The organism is Paraburkholderia sp. A1RI-2L (assembly GCF_048957375.1).
In the GTDB taxonomy this organism is placed as follows: Bacteria; Pseudomonadota; Gammaproteobacteria; order Burkholderiales; family Burkholderiaceae; genus Paraburkholderia.
On the sequence record NZ_JARBTA010000002.1, the window covers coordinates 407,556 to 424,612 of the forward strand.

At 64.9% G+C, this 17,057-nt stretch carries 13 protein-coding genes; 3 read left to right on the forward strand and 10 right to left on the reverse strand.

Annotation, left to right across the window (positions count from 1 at the left end; all coding sequences use genetic code 11):
- Positions 1-14 precede the first annotated feature (14 nt).
- Positions 15-998 carry a universal stress protein gene (locus PWP93_RS16715; protein ID WP_421045187.1) on the reverse strand — a complete coding sequence of 328 codons (984 nt, stop codon included), beginning with the start codon at positions 996-998 and terminating at the stop codon, positions 15-17.
- A 136-nt stretch (positions 999-1,134) separates the two neighbouring features.
- The gene (locus PWP93_RS16720) at positions 1,135-2,361 is read right to left on the reverse strand and encodes an NAD(P)/FAD-dependent oxidoreductase (protein ID WP_421045188.1); all 1,227 of its coding nucleotides are present in this window, start codon (positions 2,359-2,361) and stop codon (positions 1,135-1,137) included.
- A 202-nt stretch (positions 2,362-2,563) separates the two neighbouring features.
- Here PWP93_RS16720 and tsaD point away from each other — a divergent pair, with 202 nt between their 5' ends.
- Positions 2,564-3,592, forward strand: a complete 1,029-nt coding sequence (gene tsaD, locus PWP93_RS16725) for a tRNA (adenosine(37)-N6)-threonylcarbamoyltransferase complex transferase subunit TsaD (RefSeq protein ID WP_421045189.1) — start codon at positions 2,564-2,566, stop codon at positions 3,590-3,592.
- A 15-nt stretch (positions 3,593-3,607) separates the two neighbouring features.
- Here tsaD and PWP93_RS16730 read toward each other — a convergent pair whose 3' ends face one another.
- The 5 genes from PWP93_RS16730 to PWP93_RS16750 form a co-directional block, all read right to left on the reverse strand.
- Positions 3,608-4,723, reverse strand: a complete 1,116-nt coding sequence (locus tag PWP93_RS16730; protein WP_421045190.1) for a porin — start codon at positions 4,721-4,723, stop codon at positions 3,608-3,610.
- A gap of 299 nt (positions 4,724-5,022) precedes the next feature.
- Positions 5,023-5,823 (reverse strand): GTP cyclohydrolase FolE2, encoded by an 801-nt coding sequence (gene folE2, locus PWP93_RS16735; RefSeq protein ID WP_421025955.1) that lies wholly within the window; start codon positions 5,821-5,823, stop codon positions 5,023-5,025.
- A 187-nt stretch (positions 5,824-6,010) separates the two neighbouring features.
- Entirely contained in the window at positions 6,011-7,918 is a 1,908-nt protein-coding gene (dxs, locus tag PWP93_RS16740; RefSeq protein ID WP_421045191.1) for a 1-deoxy-D-xylulose-5-phosphate synthase, read from the reverse strand.
- Between the two features lie 86 nt (positions 7,919-8,004).
- Positions 8,005-8,886, reverse strand: coding sequence for a polyprenyl synthetase family protein (locus PWP93_RS16745; protein ID WP_421045192.1), 882 nt, complete (start codon positions 8,884-8,886; stop codon positions 8,005-8,007).
- A complete protein-coding gene (locus PWP93_RS16750) occupies positions 8,883-9,221 on the reverse strand; it encodes an exodeoxyribonuclease VII small subunit (protein ID WP_421025958.1) in 339 nt (112 codons plus the stop codon). The genes PWP93_RS16745 and PWP93_RS16750 overlap by 4 nt, the downstream gene beginning before the upstream one ends.
- A 309-nt stretch (positions 9,222-9,530) precedes the next feature.
- Between PWP93_RS16750 and PWP93_RS16755 the strand changes: the two genes are divergently transcribed.
- Positions 9,531-10,637, forward strand: coding sequence for an aromatic ring-hydroxylating oxygenase subunit alpha (locus tag PWP93_RS16755; RefSeq protein WP_421045193.1), 1,107 nt, complete (start codon positions 9,531-9,533; stop codon positions 10,635-10,637).
- 171 nt (positions 10,638-10,808) lie between these two features.
- On the forward strand, positions 10,809-11,678 hold the full coding sequence (locus PWP93_RS16760; protein WP_421025960.1) for a sulfurtransferase: 870 nt from the start codon (positions 10,809-10,811) through the stop codon (positions 11,676-11,678).
- Positions 11,679-11,702: 24 nt separating this feature from the next.
- Here PWP93_RS16760 and PWP93_RS16765 read toward each other — a convergent pair whose 3' ends face one another.
- The 3 genes from PWP93_RS16765 to polA form a co-directional block, all read right to left on the reverse strand.
- Entirely contained in the window at positions 11,703-12,575 is an 873-nt protein-coding gene (locus PWP93_RS16765) for a dienelactone hydrolase family protein (protein ID WP_421025961.1), read from the reverse strand.
- Positions 12,576-12,650: 75 nt separating this feature from the next.
- A complete protein-coding gene (locus PWP93_RS16770) occupies positions 12,651-13,997 on the reverse strand; it encodes an NAD(P)/FAD-dependent oxidoreductase (RefSeq protein WP_421045194.1) in 1,347 nt (448 codons plus the stop codon).
- Between the two features lie 267 nt (positions 13,998-14,264).
- Positions 14,265-17,057 carry a DNA polymerase I gene (gene polA / locus PWP93_RS16775; protein WP_421045195.1) on the reverse strand — a complete coding sequence of 931 codons (2,793 nt, stop codon included), beginning with the start codon at positions 17,055-17,057 and terminating at the stop codon, positions 14,265-14,267.

Below are 17,057 nucleotides of genomic sequence, written 5' to 3' on the forward strand. Positions count from 1 at the left end.
CCAGCCCCGGCGAATCAGCCTTCGCAAGGCCCGACCAGCAACAGCGGCAAATGCGTGACCTCGACGGCGCGCTGGGCCACGCTGCCGAGCAGCCAGCGCGCAACGCCCCGGCGGCCGTGCGTGCCCAGGACGACGAGATCGGCGTTCCACTCGTTCGCATCGCGCAGGACCGTGTGGGCGATGTCGTCGCGCATGAGGCCGGTCGCCACGAGCGCCGTTTCGCAGGTGCAGCCCGTCGGCTCGAGTTGCTCTTGCGCTGCCGCGAGCGCCCTGCGTCCGAGCCCGGTGAGCGCCTCTTCCAGCCCCGGAGCGGCCACCGGGCCGCCAGTCACGCTGCCGCGGTCAACCACGTAGATCGCGCGCAAGGCAATCTGCGGCTCGACGAGCCGCATGGCCGCCTCGATCGCCTGCGTGGAAGCCTCGCTGCCGTCCGTCGCCAGCAGCATGCGTGTAAAGCGCGGCTCGTCGCATGCCTCGTACTCCGCGGGCACCACCAGCAGCGGGCAAGGCGCCGACACGGCCAGCGCGGCCGACACCGAGCCGTCGACCCAGCGTTTCACGCGCCCTTGATGACGGGCGCCGACCACCAGCAGGTCGGCGCGCCATTCGCTGGCCGCCGCGCTCAGCGCGTGCACGACCGCGCCGGACTCGCCGGTCAGATTGAGCACATGCCCCGAAACCGAGGCAACTTGTCCGTCGAACGCCGCCACCGCCTGCTCGAGCGTGTTCTCGGCCTCCTGCCGCAACTCTCGGCGCGCGGCGGCAAGCGACTCCCTCAACCAGGCATCGCCCGCGGTGTAGGCGCCGCCGGCCTGCCAGGAGCGCGGCTGCCCGGCGGCGCAGACGATGCGCACATCGGCGTCGCGTGGCGCTACGCGCGCAGCGAACCGCACCGCCTGCTTCGACGCATTCGAGTCGTCGACGGCAATCATGATCCGCCGTAGCGGCACACCGTGCTGCGCCGGCTCCTGTTTCACCTGCTCTGCTTGCTGATTCACGTTTCACACCTCTCCACAATGGATCAATGTTCGAGCGTGAACCTCCTCAGCCGGCCTAACAATGACGAGCATCAACTCGTCGAGACTCGATGCGACGGGCCAGCCCAAAATCGCAACCGATCGATACGATTGGGCTTCAGGCCCTGGCCGCCACCGCCGTGAACTCCGCCGCAGCCTCGCCGGCGGCGACCCCCGAAGCCCATGCCCACTGGAAGTTGTAGCCGCCGAGCCAACCCGTCACGTCCACCGCTTCGCCCACGAAATACAGGCCCAGCACGCGCTGGCTCATCATCGTCGCGGAGGAGAGCTCGCGCGTGTCCACGCCGCCGCGCGTCACCTCGGCCTTCTTGTAACCCTCGGTGCCGGTTGGTGTGAGTGACCATTGCGCAAGTCCCTCGCCGATGCGGCGCAGCGTCTTGTCGGGCAGATCGGCAAGCCGCGCCTCGTGCGGCACCTGATGCGCCTCGAGCCAGGCATGCGCGAGACGCGTCGGCACCCACTCGGCCAGCAGATTGCCGATCTGGCGCTTCGTCGCGCCCTTCGCCTCGATCAGCGCATCGCTTGCGGATCGCTCGGGTAGCAGATTCACGCGAATGGGCTGCCCTGGCTGCCAGTAGCTCGAAATCTGCAGCACGCCGGGGCCGGAAAGACCCCGGTGCGTGAACAGCAGATCCTCGTCGAAAGCCCCGGCGCTCTTGCGCTCGCCGGTTGCCACGTGCACTTCGAGCGAGACGCCCGCGAGCGACACGTAGGGCGCCCAGTCCTGCGGCGCGAACGTGAGCGGCACCAGCGCGGGGCGCATATCGACGAGCTTGTGACCGAACTGCTTCGCAACGCGGTAGGCGAAATCGGTGGCGCCGATCTTCGGAATCGACAACCCGCCCGTGGCAATCACCAGCGCTTTCGCGCGAATCTCGCCCCGCGGCGTGCCGAGCGTGAAGCCCGCGCCGTCGGCATGGCTCACCGCCTCGACGGGCAGCGGACGCCGCCACGCCACACTACCGGCATCGCATTCGGCGCGCAGCACGTCGATGATCGCCTCGCTCGACTGGTCGCAAAAGAGCTGGCCCTTGTGCTTCTCGTGCCACGTCACACGATGCTGGCGCAGCAGCGCGAGGAAGTCGCGCGGCGTATAGCGCGCAAGCGCCGAGCGGCAAAAATTCGGGTTGTTCGAGAGATAGTTAGCGGGGCTCGCATGCAGATTCGTGAAGTTGCAGCGTCCGCCGCCCGAGATGCGGATTTTTTCCGCAAGGCGCGGGGCGTGATCGATCAGCGCCACGCGGCGGCCCTGTTGGCCGGCTACCGCCGCGCACATCATGCCGGCCGCGCCTGCGCCGATCACGGCGATGTCGAAAGATTCCATGGCGCGCATTCTACCCGCGCCGGACGCTGCGATGGCGCCCCGGCGGCGCCGAAGCGGCGGCAAGAGAGTGCGCCCGCGCGCCGGATGCCGTCAAACGGGTCGTGCCCGCACTGCTATACTTTCAGACTTGCCTATCACTTTGATCTAGCGACGGTTTTCGCCCGGACAGCTGTGTCCCGGCAGGGCCGCCGCCCGCCATACCATGCTTGTTCTCGGCATCGAAAGCTCCTGCGACGAAACCGGCCTCGCGCTCTACGACAGCGAGCGCGGCCTGCTCGCCCACGCGCTGCATTCGCAGATCGCCATGCACCGCGAGTACGGCGGCGTCGTGCCCGAGCTCGCGTCGCGCGACCATATCCGCCGCGCGCTGCCGCTGCTCGAGGAAGTGCTCGCGAAAAGCGGTGCGGCGCGCAGCGACATCGACGCCATCGCGTTCACCCAGGGGCCGGGGCTCGCCGGCGCGCTGCTGGTAGGCGCGAGCATCGCCAACGCGCTCGCCATGGCGTGGAACCGACCGACCGTCGGCATCCACCATCTCGAAGGGCATCTGCTCTCGCCGCTGCTCGTCAACGCGCCGCCGCCCTTCCCCTTCGTCGCGCTGCTCGTCTCGGGCGGCCACACGCAGCTCATGCGCGTGACCGACGTGGGCGTCTACGAGACGCTCGGCGAAACGCTCGACGACGCCGCGGGCGAAGCCTTCGACAAGACCGCCAAGCTGCTCGGCCTCGGCTATCCGGGCGGGCCGGAAGTCTCGCGCCTCGCCGAGTTCGGCACACCAGGCGCCGTCGAGCTGCCGCGTCCGATGCTGCATTCGGGCGACCTCGATTTCAGCTTCAGCGGCCTGAAGACCGCCGTGCTTACGCAGGTGAAGAAGCTCGGCACGAACATCTGCGAGCAAGGCAAGGCCGACATCGCGCGCGGTTTCGTCGATGCTGCCGTCGAGGTGCTCGCCGCCAAATCGATCGCCGCGCTCAAGCGCACGAAAATGAAGCGCCTCGTGGTCGCAGGCGGTGTGGGCGCGAACAAGCAACTGCGCGAAACGCTTTCGGCCGCGGCGCAAAAGCGCGGCTTCGAAGTCCATTACCCCGATCTTTCACTGTGCACCGACAACGGCGCGATGATCGCGCTTGCGGGTGCGCTGCGCCTCGCGCGCTGGCCCGAGCAAGCCACGCGGGACTACGCGTTCACGGTGAAGCCGCGCTGGGACCTCGCGTCGCTCGCGCAGCAATAGCGGAACGCTTGCGCATCAGAAACGCTGCGTGATGCCAACGGCCCCGAGCGTTTGCACCGTGCCCGGGGCCGTCACAGGAACGCCAGACCAGCTCATCGTGGACGAACCGTTGTTCTTCATATAGCCCGCGCGCGCATAAACGGCGGTCCGCTTCGAAAGGCTGTGGTCGACGCCCAGTTGCACCGCCCACATGTTGTCATGCACGCCACGCACGGCGCGTTGCAGAGCCACGATCTCGATCGTGTCCGCGACCGTTGCCTGAATCGTGGCGCCTGCCTGCATCAAGCTATAGGCGTGCACGGCCGAGAGCCTCGATGCTAGTGGACTCGAATCGTCGTGCTTCGGACGGTGATATCCGTAGATGAACTGAAGATTGACGATCCCGATCTGATAAGCGAGCGCGCTATTGAAGTGCTCGGTTCCAACCGTATTGAGAACGGACGGCAAGCTGGCCAGGGTCTTCGTGCCCGGATGCTGGTACTGGTACGCGAGTCCTGCATAAAGACCGTAGCCCGACCAGGTTGCAGCAATATCGAGAATATTGCCGTTCGTTTGCGGCACCGGCTGCGTCACACTGGACTGAAACGCGTACATGGTCATCAGTTGCAGCCCCTTGAGCTTCGGTGACCTGTACACGAGCGAATTGTTCGACCGCCCGCCGCTGGTCTGCATGCCGATCGTATTGCGATCGACGACATTGCCCGCCGCGGCTAGCGGCGAAAGCACTTCATTCGCGAAGAAGGGATCGCCCGGGTAGAGCACCCAGAAAGTCGGCTGATACTGGCGGCCTAGCGTGAACGTACCGTATTTCTCGTGCGAAAGTCCCACCCATGCCTGGCGATAGAACATGGCGCTCGCATCGCCAAAGCCGGTGCCATTGTTGACGTTGAAACCGTTTTCTAGCGTGAATGCGGCCTTCAGGCCGCCGCCGAGATTCTCGGTGCCTTTCAGGCCAAAGCGCGACGGCGCGCTTCCGCCACTGCGCTGCGACCAGGATTGCTTGCCGCCGCTATTGAGGAACTGAACAAACGTATCTGCGATGCCATACAGCGCAATGCTCGATTGAGCATTCGCACCACCCGCAGCCAGCATCAATGCCGTGCTGCAGATGCCCTTTCTGCAAAAGCGCATTATGTCTCCTTCGTCATCTTTTTACGGATGGATCGCTCGTCGTCCGCAGGGAACGCGCCGACTCGTTATGACGTTGTGTTACGTTTTACTTATAACGGCGAAGGTAGACTGCAGTATTGCCACACCTCAAATAACGGCGATATCGCGGCTTGTCCGATGGAGAGCGGAAGGAAATAACATCAGGATTACCAGGCAAAACGGGTATACCCCAAGCCGTTTTTCCAGCACCGCGTATTCAGAAACGAAATGATAAGGGCCGCTTCTTGAGCGGCCCCAATCTGCCTTGCTCAATTACCGCATCAACGCTTGTCGTGCTCGATCACGGCATACGCGCTGTGATTGTGAATCGACTCGAAATTCTCGGCTTCGAGCGTATAGGCCATCACGCGCGCGTCCGCGTTCAGGCGCACCGCCACGTCGCGCACCAGATCCTCAACGAACTTCGGATTCTCGTATGCACGCTCCGTCACGAACTTCTCGTCCGGACGTTTGAGCAGGCCCCAGAGTTCGCACGACGCCTCTTCTTCGGCAATGCGAATGAGATCTTCCACCGGCAGGTCGCCAGCGAGCTCGGCATCGATCGTCACATGCGAGCGCTGATTGTGCGCACCGTACTGCGAGATCTTCTTCGAGCATGGGCACAGGCTCGTCACCGGCACGAGCACCTTCAGGAAGAGACGCGTCTCGCCGTTGCGCACCTCGCCGGCGAGCGTCACTTCGTAGTCCAGCAGACTTTCCACGCCCGACACCGGCGCAACCTTCTTCACGAAATACGGGAACGAGACCTCGATGCGACCGGCCTGCGATTCGAGCTTTTCGAGCATCGCGGCCAGCATCGCGCGGAACGTCGCCGCTTCGAGCGGCGCCTTGTTCTCTTCGAGCAGCGCCACGAAACGCGACATGTGCGTGCCCTTCTGGTCCGCCGGCAGATGAACATCGAGATTCCACGTGCCGACGCTCGGCTGGACGTCGCCAGCGCCGGTCTTGACCGTCAACGGATGGCGCACGCCCTTCACGCCCACGCGCTGGATCGGAATCTGACGGGTATCGACGGAGCTCTGGACGTCCGGCATCACGAAAGCCGGGTTCATCTGATTCATGTTCTTGTCCTCAGGCCGCGCCGGCAAACTTGCGGCACGCAAATGGCAAGCGCCGGCAAGAGCCGGCGCTTGCTGGCGATGCCGGGTGTACACCCAGCCGCCGGTTCAATTTTGAAGTGGATTGCCGCGGCTTGCTGGCCGGCCTGGTGCTTACGAGGCCAGCCGCGCCGCGAGGCGCGAAACCGGGTCAGGCGACGCGCATCACCGACTTGCCGGATACGCTCGCGGCCTTGTCGAGGAAACGCCCGCGAATCGACTTCGCGATCCCTGCCGCGTCGAGGCCGCAGCTGGCCAGCAGCTTGGCCGGATCGCCGTGGTCGATGAAGCGGTCGGGGAGGCCCAATTGTAGTACGGGCTTGATAACCCCACTTTCAAGCAGGGCTTCCACGCAGGCCGAGCCCGCGCCACCCATGATGCAGCCTTCCTCGACCGTCACGAGGTAATCGTGCGTCTCGGCAAGCTGGCGCACCAGCTCCGCGTCGAGCGGCTTCACGAAGCGCATGTTCGCCACGGTGGCGTCCAGTTCCTCGGCAGCGGCCAATGCCGGCGCAACCATCGTGCCGAATGCGAGGATCGCGATGCGCTTGCCTGCAGGCGCTGCGCTCTCGCGGCGAATCTCGCCCTTGCCCACCGGCAGCGCGACCATCTGCTTGACGGTCGCGACGCCCGTGCCCGCGCCGCGCGGATAGCGCACCGCCGTCGGGCAGTCCTGCTGGAGCGCCGTGTAGAGCATCTGGCGGCATTCGTTTTCGTCCGATGCGGCCATCACCATCATGTTCGGGATGCAGCGCATGAACGCGAGGTCGTACGCACCCGCGTGCGTCGCGCCGTCCGCGCCGACGAGGCCCGCGCGGTCGATCGCGAACACGACCGGCAGGTTCTGCAGCGCCACGTCGTGGATCAGCTGGTCGTAGGCGCGCTGCAGGAAGGTCGAGTAGATCGCGACAACGGGCTTCAGGCCCTCGGCGGCGAGGCCGCCCGCGAACGTCACCGCGTGCTGCTCGGCAATGCCCACGTCGTAGTAGCGGTCCGGGAAGCGCTTCTCGAACTCGACCATGCCCGAGCCTTCACGCATGGCCGGGGTGATGCCCACCACGCGCGCGTCGAGTTCCGCCGCGTCGCACAGCCATTCGCCGAAAACCTGCGTGTAGGTCTTCTTCGCGGGCGTCGTCGACGGCTTGATGCCCTCGGCGGGATTGAACTTGCCGGGGCCGTGGTAGAGGACCGGATCGGCTTCGGCGAGCTTGTAGCCCTGACCTTTCTTCGTGACGACATGCAGGAATTGCGGGCCGCGCAGTTCCTTGATGTTCTGCAGCGTGGGAATCAGCGAGTCGAGATCGTGGCCGTCGATCGGCCCGATGTAGTTGAAGCCGAATTCCTCGAACAGCGTGGCCGGCACGATCATGCCCTTCGCGTGCTCTTCGAGCTTGCGCGCGAGATCGAGCACGGGCGGCGCATGACGCAGCACGCGCTCCACGCCGGCGCGCGCGGCGGCATAGAAGCGGCCCGACATCAGGCGCGCGAGATGGCGATTGAGCGCGCCCACCGGCGGCGAAATCGACATGTCGTTGTCATTGAGGATGACGAGCAGCGGCACGTCGTCTTCGACGCCCGCGTTATTCATCGCCTCGAAGGCCATGCCGGCCGTCATCGCACCGTCGCCGATCACGGCGATGCCCATGGCGTTCTCGCCCTTGAGCTTGCTCGCGATGGCCATGCCGAGCGCCGCCGAGATCGAGGTGCTCGAGTGGGCGGTGCCGAACGTGTCATACGGCGACTCGTCGCGCTTCGGAAAGCCCGAGATGCCGCCGAGCTGACGCAGCGTGTGCATCTGGTCGCGGCGACCCGTCAGGATCTTGTGCGGATAAGTCTGATGGCCCACGTCCCAGACGATGCGGTCGCGCGGCGTGTCGAACACGTAGTGCAGCGCGATCGTCAATTCGACCGTACCGAGGTTGGACGACAAGTGGCCGCCCGTCTGCGAGACGCTGTCGAGGACGAAGGCACGCAGTTCGTCGGCGAGCGGCTGCAACTGGCGGCGATCGAGGCGGCGCAAATCCGCCGGGTCGTCAATGGTTTTCAGCAAGTCGTACATCGTCGTTCCATTGTAGGAAATCGAGCGCTCCCGCACTTCTCTCCGCGCATGACTTCCCGTTCATGCGCGCGGGCGGGTTGGCGCAATCAGCTCACCCGGTTCACAACCAGATCAGCAAGTTCGGCGAGGCGCTGCGCGCGCGCGCCGAACGGTTCAAGCGCCGCGTGGGCATCGGCGCGCAGTTGCTGCGCGAGCGCCCGCGAGGCATCGAGGCCGATGATCGACACGTAGGTCGGCTTGCCGTCCTTCGCGTCCTTGCCGGCGGTCTTGCCCAGCGTGGCCGAGTCGGCCGTGACGTCGAGAATATCGTCCACGACCTGGAACGCAAGGCCCACGGCGGCCGCATACTTGTCGAGCGCAGCGAGCGTATCCGCCGAGGGCGTTTCGCCCGCCAGCGCGCCCATGCGCACCGCGGCACGCAGCAGCGCGCCCGTTTTCAGCCGGTGCATCGTTTCGAGTTCGGCACGCGTGAGCGCATGGCCCACGCTCGCCAGATCGATCGCCTGGCCGCCGGCCATGCCGATCGAACCACTCGCCAGCGCGAGTTCGCGCACGAGCGATGCCTGGCGCCGTGCGTCGGATACGTCCGACGTCAGCGTTACGAAAGCTTGCGACTGCAGTGCGTCGCCGACCAGCAGCGCCGTCGGTTCGTCATACTTGACGTGTACGGTGGGCTTGCCGCGGCGCATGTCGTCGTCGTCCATGCAGGGCATGTCGTCGTGCACGAGCGAATACACGTGGATCATCTCCAGCGCGCAGGCCGCCGCGTCGAGCGCCTCGGGCGCCGCGTTCGTCAGCTCGCCCGCGGCATGGCACAGCAGCGGGCGCACGCGCTTGCCGCCGCCGAGCACGGCATAGCGCATGGCGTCGTGCAGCGGCGCGGGCTGCACATCGGCAGCCGGCAAATAGTGATCGAGCGCGCTTTCGACCCGGTCGAGCACCTGCCGGGTCCATTGGTCAAATGTCATAGATCGTCGTCTCCGCCAGCGGCGGAACTGCCTGTCGTATTGAGGGGCACGGGCCGCAGCGTTTCGCCGTCGAGCACGCGCACCTGTTGTTCAACTTTTTCGAGCTGCTGCTGGCAGAACCTGACCAGCACGGCGCCGCGGCGGTAGTCGGCCAGCGATTCCTCGAGGCTCAAGCTGCCGCCTTCCATGCGCGCCACCAGTTCGTCGAGTTCCGCGAGGCCCGCCTCGTAGCTCTGCGGCAGATCGGCCTGGGCCGTTCCGTCCGCGCCTGGCTCCGTGCTTTTTGCCGCGTCCTTGTCCGTTGCGGCGCAGTCTTTCGATGCGGATTTCGCCATGGATGGTCGCCAAAATGAAACAAGGCGGACATTCTACGGCAAAAGCCCCCTCGCCGCCCCGCTCGCGGGTTCGTGTCCCTTCCCGGCCACATGGCTGGGGCTTGCCTGAATCGGTGCCGGAAGGCCAAATCCCACGCGCCATTGTCGCGGTTTATACCGCATAACAACCGCCCTCTTGACGCAATTCCTGCAAAAATCAGCAACTTAGCTAGCCCACCAGTGGCAACCAGGATATAATGCCCGGCTCCCTAAATCGAATCTTCGATGGTTGGGTTGTTCACTGCTTTCACGTCTTCATCGGGAGTGGGAATGTCCAATCTGAGCAATGCATTGCAGCTGAAGTCCGTTCACAGTCAGTTGCCAGTCACGGCTTACTTTGACGAAGCGCTTCTCAAGCGCGAGATCGAAACGCTTTTCCAGAAAGGTCCTCGCTACGTCGGCCACGAATTGATGGTGCCCGAGGCGGGGAATTATTTTGCGCTGCCCAGCGAGAAAGAGGGTCGCGTGCTCGTTCGCAACCAGAGCAACGAGATCGAGCTGCTATCGAACGTCTGCCGCCACCGTCAGGCCATCATGCTAAACGGTCGCGGCACGGCAGACAACATTGTATGTCCGCTGCATCGCTGGACCTACGACCTCAAGGGCGAACTGCTCGGCGCACCGCATTTCGCGGACAAACCCTGCCTGAACCTGAGCAGCACACCGCTGCAAAAGTGGAACGGCCTGCTGTTCGAGTCGGCCGGGCGCGACGTCGCGCGCGACCTTTCACGCCTTGGGCCGGCAAAACATCTCGACTTCACGGACTACATGTTCGATCACGTCGAGGTCCACGAGTGCAACTACAACTGGAAGACCTTCATAGAGGTCTATCTGGAGGACTACCACGTCGTGCCGTTCCACCCGGGCCTCGGCAACTTCGTGTCGTGCGACGACCTGCAGTGGGAATTCGGCGAGTGGTACAGCGTCCAGACGGTGGGCGTGCACAACCATCTCGGCAAGCCGGGCAGCCCGATCTATCGCAAGTGGCACGACGAGGTCCTGCGCTTCCGTAATGGCGTGCCGCCCGAGTTCGGCGCGATCTGGATGGTGTACTACCCGGGTCTCATGATCGAGTGGTATCCGCACGTGCTCGTCTGCTCCTGGCTCATTCCGCAGGGCACGCAGAAGACCACGAACATCGTCGAGTTCTATTACCCCGAGGAAATCGTGCTGTTCGAGCGCGAGTTCGTCGAGGCCGAACGCGCCGCCTATATGGAAACGGCCATCGAAGACGACGAGATCGCCGAGCGCATGGATGCCGGCCGCCGCGCGCTGTTCGAGCGCGGCGTCTCGGAAGTCGGCCCGTACCAGAGCCCGATGGAAGACGGCATGCAGCACTTCCACGAGTTCCTGCGGCGCGAGCTCGGCACGATCTGACTGCGGCCTTTGCAGATCCACGCAGATCCCTCTACGCAGATTCGACGCTTCACGGAAAGACGGGCTTAGGCCCGTCTTTTTGTTTAGACTGACGGCATCGGGCCAGCACTTTGCGCGCGCTGTGCAGGTGCACTCGCGCGACACCGGCCACGCACGATTCAAGGAGCCGTCATGCCCCACACGCACTACACCACACTGATCTCGGCCGGCAACCTGCACGAGCGCCTCACCGCAGCGCCAGGCAGCGTGCTTGTCTTCGACTGCCGCTTCGACCTCGCGAATCCCGCCGCGGGCGAAACCGCCTACGCCGCCGGCCATCTGCCGGGCGCGCGCTACCTCCACCTCGAGCGCGACCTCTCGGGCCCGAAAACCGGCAAGAATGGCCGCCACCCGCTGCCCGACCGCGCCTCGCTGGTCGCGACGCTCATGAGCTGGGGGCTCAACGCGGGACAACAGGTGGTCGCCTATGACGCTCAGGGCGGCATGTATGCCGCGCGTCTGTGGTGGCTGCTGCGCTGGCTCGGCCACGACTCGGTCGCCGTGCTCGATGGCGGCCTGCAAGCCTGGGAGACTGCCGGCTTTCCGCTCTCGAAGGACGTCCCCGCCGCCGCGCAAGGCACGTTCAAAGCCGGCGCGCCCCTCCAGGTGACCGTGGATGCGCAAGCCCTCGAGCGCAATCTGTCCACCCACGAACTCACCGTCGTCGACGCACGCGCCGCCGACCGCTACCGCGGCGAGAACGAGACGATCGATCCGGTGAGCGGCCATATCCCCGGCGCGCTCAACCGCTTCTTCAAGGACAACCTCGCCGACGACGGCCGCTTCAAGTCCGCGCATACGCTGCGCGACGAATTCGGCGCGCTGCTGCCGGGCAAGACACCCGAGCACGTGGTGCTGCAATGCGGCTCGGGCGTGACCGCCTGCCATAACGCGCTGGCGATGGAGATCGCCGGCATGCATGGCGCTGCGCTTTATGCGGGGTCGTGGAGCGAGTGGTGCTCGGATCCGTCGCGGCCCGTGGCCACGGGCGCGAACCCCTGAGCCTGTCCCACCGCGGCGCCGGCCTCAGCCGACGCCGTGATCCTTGAACCAGGCAAGCGCGCGCTTCCAGCCGTCCTCCGCATCGGCCTTGCGATAGCTCGGCCGATAATCGGCGAAGAACGCATGGCCCGCATCGTCGTACACGACGAACTGCGAGCCGCGCCCGCCCTGCGGCCCCTGCGCGATCGCGGCCTTCATCTGCTCGAGCGTGTCCTGCGGAATGCTGTTGTCCTCGCGACCGTACAGCCCGAGCACCGGCACCTGCAGCGTGCCCGCGAGATCGAGCGGATTTTGCGGCGTGTTTTCGGTGTGCGCGCCAGCCACGCGCCCATACCACGCCACCGCCGCCTTCACGCGTGGATTGTGCTCCGCATAGAGCCACGCGTACCGGCCGCCCCAGCAGAACCCGTTGATCCCCGCGCGCTCGAGATCGCCGCCGTGCTGGCCAGCCCAGACGAGCGCCGCATCGATATCGCCGAGCACCTGCGCATCGGCAATCTTGCTCACAATGTCCTGGTCGATCTGCTGAACGGTCGGATACACGGACGCATCGCCCTCGCGCTCGAACAGATCCGGGGCAATGGCCAGATAGCCGAGCTTGGCGAAACGCCGGCACACATCGGCGATATGCTCGTGCACGCCGAAAATCTCGTGAATCACGATGATCACCGGCAGATGCGTCCTGCCTTTCGGCTGAGCGCGATACGCCGGAATCAGCGTCCCGTTCGACTGGAACGCGATTTCGCCGGCTTCGAGGCCTTCGCTGCCGGTATGGATGGTTTGCGCGGAGACCGGCAGCACCGCAGCGGCAAAGCCGCTGCCCAGTGCTGCCTTGATGAAGGTGCGCCGATCGAACGGCACGTGCGGGACGAGGCTGTCGATTTCAGGTTTAAGCATGCAACGCTCCTTCCGAAAAGAACGACGCAAGAGGCTGCACTCTCACGAGCCCGCACGACGCCCCGGGGAAACGCTTCAGTGCAGCTTCACGCGCGGCAGCGTCGTGCGCCGCAGCCAGTGCGCGAGGGTGTCGAGCACCATGCGTGCATAGCCATGCAACGCCGCGATATGCAGCCGGTACAACGACATGTACATGAACCGGGCGAACAGCCCTTCGATCAGCATGCTCCCGCCGATCAATCCGCCCATCAGATTGCCGACCGCGCTGAAGTGGCCGAGCGAGACGAGCGAGCCGAAGTCGCGATAGGTGAACTCGGGCAGCGGCTTCCCCGCAAGCCGCTCGCCCATCGACTTGAACAGGAACGATGCCTGCTGGTGTGCGGCCTGCGCGCGCGGCGGCACGCCCCGCTCGTTGCCGGGCCACTCGCATGCGGCACAATCGCCGAGCGCGAAGACGTTGTCGTCGACTTCCGTTTGCAGCGTGCGCCGCACGCTCAGCTGGCCAAGCTTGTTGACGGGCAGGCCGTCGAGCTGCGCAAGCACCGCCGGCGCCTTGATGCCCGCCGCCCAGACGGTGAGGTCGGCGCGCACGGATTTGCCGCTCGCGGTCCGTATCACCCCGGGCGCCACCTCGGTCACGCGCTCGGCTGTCATGATCCGCACGCCGAGCTTGCGCAGCAGTTCGGCAGTAGCCGACGAAACGCGCTCGGCCAGAGCGGGCAGAATGCGCGGCCCCGATTCGATCAGCACGATGCCCACGTCGTGACTCGGATCGAGCTTGTGCAAGCCATAAGCCGAAAGCACCTGAGCGGTGTTGCGCAACTCGGCGGAAAGCTCGACGCCCGTCGCCCCCGCGCCGACGATCGCAACCTGCACGCGCGGCACTTCGTTGCCTTCATGGTCGCGCGTGACGGGCTCCGGCTCCTGATGCTCGGCGCGCATGCACGCCGCGATGAGGCGCTTGCGAAAACGCTCGGCCTGCGCGACGGTATCGAGCGCGATGGAGTTTTCCGCCGCGCCCTGCACGCCGAAAAAGTGCGTCGTGCTGCCGATCGCGAGCACGAGCGTGTCGTATTCGAGCACGCGCTCGGGCAGCATTTCACCGCCGTCTTCATCCTGCACCGCGCCGAGCGTAATGCGCCTCGCCGCGCGGTCGAGCCCGACCAGTTCGCCCTGCTGGAACTCGAAGCCATGCCAGCGCGCTTGCGCTGCATACTCGAGCTCCTGCGTGAAAGGATCCATGCTGCCCGCCGCCACTTCGTGCAGGAGCGGCTTCCAGATATGCGTCGGATTGCGATCGACCAGGGTGACCGAGGCTCTCGGCTTGCCGCGCTTCGCACGCGTTTCGCCGTATCGGTCGCCTAGCCGGGTTGCCAGCTCGAGGCCTCCGGCGCCCCCTCCCACAACGATAAAGCGGTGCATAGACTCTCCGTGCATGTCGTCAGGCAATAGATCCTCCGACGCTTATCCGATACTTGATATCGGCGCGCATTCGCTGCGGCGCGGCGTCGGTCGTCGGCTCATTGTCGGCTGATGCGGCGCAGCACGGCAAGACGCACGGTGCGCATTAACGACATCTGCACCGACCGCTTGCGTAACGGCTCGGCTGCAGTTACAGGCTGCCTGCGACGCGCACGATCGTTCGACGCGACGCGCAAGCGGCGTACTCGCGCGTCTTCAGTCAGTACTTCAATGCGCTTCTTCCCAGTTCGCGCCCACACCCACTTCGGCCACGAGCGGCACCTTCAGCTTCGCTACCGAGCACATCAGTTCCGGCAAACACTTGCGCACTTCGGCGAGCTCTTCGTCAGGCACTTCGAGCACCAGTTCGTCGTGAACCTGCATGATCATCTTCGTGCCAATCTTGCGTTGATCGAGCCACTTCTGCACGGCGATCATCGAGAGCTTGATGAGATCGGCGGCCGTGCCCTGCATCGGCGCATTGATGGCGGCGCGCTCGGCGGCCTGGCGGCGCGGACCGTTGCCGCCGTTGATCTCGGGCAGCCACAGACGGCGGCCGAACACGGTCTCCACATAGCCGCGCGATTTCGCGTCCATGCGCGTCTCGTCCATGTAGCGCTTGACGCCCGGATAGCGCGCGAAATAGCGGTCGATATAGAGCGTGGCCGCGTCGCGCGTGATGCCGAGATTCGACGCGAGCCCGAACGCGCTCATGCCATAAATCAGCCCGAAATTGATGACCTTCGCGATGCGCCGCTGATCGTTGCTCACCTCGAGCGGCGTGATGCCGAACACTTCGGCCGCCGTGGCGCGGTGAATGTCGTCGCCGCGCTTGAACGCCGCGAGCAGCGATTCGTCGCCCGAGATATGCGCCATGATGCGCAATTCGATTTGCGAATAATCGGCGGACACGATTTTGCAGCCCGGCGGCGCGATGAACGCCTCGCGAATGCGCCGGCCTTCGCCCGTGCGCACCGGAATGTTCTGCAGATTTGGATCGTTCGACGCGAGCCGGCCCGTCACGGCCACGGCCTGCGCATAGTTCGTGTGCACGCGGCCCGTTTGCGCGTTGACCATGCGCGGCAGCTTGTCAGTGTACGTGGACTTGAGCTTGGCAAGGCCACGATGTTCGAGCAGCAGCTTGGGCAGCGGGTAGTCTTCCGCGAGCTTTTGCAGCACTTCTTCATCGGTGGACGGCGCGCCGCTCGGCGTCTTCTTCACGACCGGCAGTTGCAGCTTCTCGAAGAAGATCTGGCCGATCTGCTTGGGCGAGCCGAGATTGAATTCGCCGCCCGCGAGCGCATAGGCCTGCTGTTCGAGTTCGACGAGCCGCACCGCAATCTCGGCGCTCTGCTTTTCCAGACGCTCCGTGTCGATCAGCACGCCATTGCGCTCCATCTTGCGCAGCACGCGCGAGGTGGGCATCTCGATCTCGCGATACACGTAGTCGAGACCCTTCTCGGGCGCAATCTGCGGATAGAGCGCGAGGTGCAGTTGCAGCGTGACGTCGGCGTCTTCGGCCGCGTATTCGGCGGCCGTTTCGAGCGGCACTTCGTCGAAGCCGATCTGCTGCGCGCCCTTGCCCGCGACCTCCTCGTACTTGATCGTCTTGATGCCGAGATGGCGCAGCGCGAGGCTGTCCATGTCATGCGTGCGATGCGATTCGAGCACGTACGATTCGAGCAGCGTGTCGTGTTCGACGCCGTTCAGCTCTATGCCGTAATTCGCGAGCACCTGCTCGTCGTACTTCATGTGCTGACCGACCTTCTTGTGCTGCACGCTTTCGAGCCACGGCTTCAGGCGCGCAAGCACTTCGTCGAGCGGCAACTGTTCAGGCGCGTCGGGCCCGCGATGCGTGAGCGGCAAGTACGCGCCGCTGCCCGCTTCGGTCGAGAACGACATGCCGACGAGCTTTGCAACCATCGGATCGAGCGCGGTGGTCTCGGTGTCGAACGCGGTGAGTTGCGCGGCCTCGATCTTCGCGCGCCATGCATCGAACTGCTCCCACGTCTGGATGGTTTCGTAGTGGCGCGGCGCGTCGATGAGCAACGCGGGCTGCACGTTCGCGTCTTGCGCGGGTGCGTCGCCGGTCGTTGCAGCCGGCACGGTCTGATCGGCTTCGTTGATTTCACGCAGCCAGGTCTTGAAGCCGTGACGCGCGAAGATATCGCGCAGTTCCTCGCGAGCCTCGCCTCGCGTGGCGAGCGAGCCCGCGATCGACTCCAGGTGCGGGGAAAGATCGCACGACGTTTCGACGGTGACGAGCTTTTTTGCCATCGGCAGGAAGCCGAGTGCATCGCGCAGATAGCCGCCAACGGCGCCTTTGACTTCATCGGCATGCTCGACGATGCCATCGAGCGAACCATATTGCGTGAGCCACTTTACTGCCGTCTTCGGGCCGCACTTGTTCACGCCCGGCACATTGTCCACGGTGTCGCCGATCAGCGAGAGATAGTCGACGATGCGCTCCGGCGGCACACCAAACTTCGCGATCACGCCTTCGCGATCGAGCATCTCGTTGGTCATCGTATTGATGAGCGTGACGTGATCGGTCACGAGCTGCGCGAGGTCCTTGTCGCCGGTGGACACAATCACCTTCATGCCGTGTTGTTCCGCCTCGCGTGCGAGCGTGCCGATCACGTCGTCGGCCTCCACGCCTTCGATCATCAGGAGCGGCCAGCCCAGCGCGCGCACGGCTTCGTGAATGGGCTCGACTTGCGCCGCGAGCGGCTCGGGCATCGACGGCCGGTTGGCCTTGTACTCGGGATACCAGTCGTCACGAAACGTCTTGCCCTTTGCATCGAACACGCACGCGCTATACTCTGCCGTAACGTCCTTGCGCATGCGACGCAGCATGTTGATGATGCCGTATAGCGCGCCCGTCGGTTCGCCGTCGGGGCCGCGCAAATCAGGCATCGCATGGAAGGCACGATAGAGATAGCTAGAACCATCGACCAGCAGCAAGGTCTTTCCTTCCAGCTCAGTTTGTAGCTTGGTTTCCACGCGAAGTTCTTCAGGCAT

What these genes read in the sequence shown, in the direction of transcription:
- PWP93_RS16720 (WP_421045188.1), bottom strand. Translation starts at nt 2,361, where the DNA reads ATGGAATCTTTCGACATCGCCGTGATCGGCGCAGGCGCGGCCGGCATG.
- tsaD (WP_421045189.1), top strand. Translation starts at nt 2,564, where the DNA reads ATGCTTGTTCTCGGCATCGAAAGCTCCTGCGACGAAACCGGCCTCGCG.
- PWP93_RS16730 (WP_421045190.1), bottom strand. Translation starts at nt 4,723, where the DNA reads ATGCGCTTTTGCAGAAAGGGCATCTGCAGCACGGCATTGATGCTGGCT.
- folE2 (WP_421025955.1), bottom strand. Translation starts at nt 5,823, where the DNA reads ATGAATCAGATGAACCCGGCTTTCGTGATGCCGGACGTCCAGAGCTCC.
- dxs (WP_421045191.1), bottom strand. Translation starts at nt 7,918, where the DNA reads ATGTACGACTTGCTGAAAACCATTGACGACCCGGCGGATTTGCGCCGC.
- PWP93_RS16745 (WP_421045192.1), bottom strand. Translation starts at nt 8,886, where the DNA reads ATGACATTTGACCAATGGACCCGGCAGGTGCTCGACCGGGTCGAAAGC.
- PWP93_RS16750 (WP_421025958.1), bottom strand. Translation starts at nt 9,221, where the DNA reads ATGGCGAAATCCGCATCGAAAGACTGCGCCGCAACGGACAAGGACGCG.
- PWP93_RS16755 (WP_421045193.1), top strand. Translation starts at nt 9,531, where the DNA reads ATGTCCAATCTGAGCAATGCATTGCAGCTGAAGTCCGTTCACAGTCAG.
- PWP93_RS16760 (WP_421025960.1), top strand. Translation starts at nt 10,809, where the DNA reads ATGCCCCACACGCACTACACCACACTGATCTCGGCCGGCAACCTGCAC.
- PWP93_RS16765 (WP_421025961.1), bottom strand. Translation starts at nt 12,575, where the DNA reads ATGCTTAAACCTGAAATCGACAGCCTCGTCCCGCACGTGCCGTTCGAT.
- PWP93_RS16770 (WP_421045194.1), bottom strand. Translation starts at nt 13,997, where the DNA reads ATGCACCGCTTTATCGTTGTGGGAGGGGGCGCCGGAGGCCTCGAGCTG.
- polA (WP_421045195.1), bottom strand. Translation starts at nt 17,057, where the DNA reads ATGCCTGAAGAACTTCGCGTGGAAACCAAGCTACAAACTGAGCTGGAA.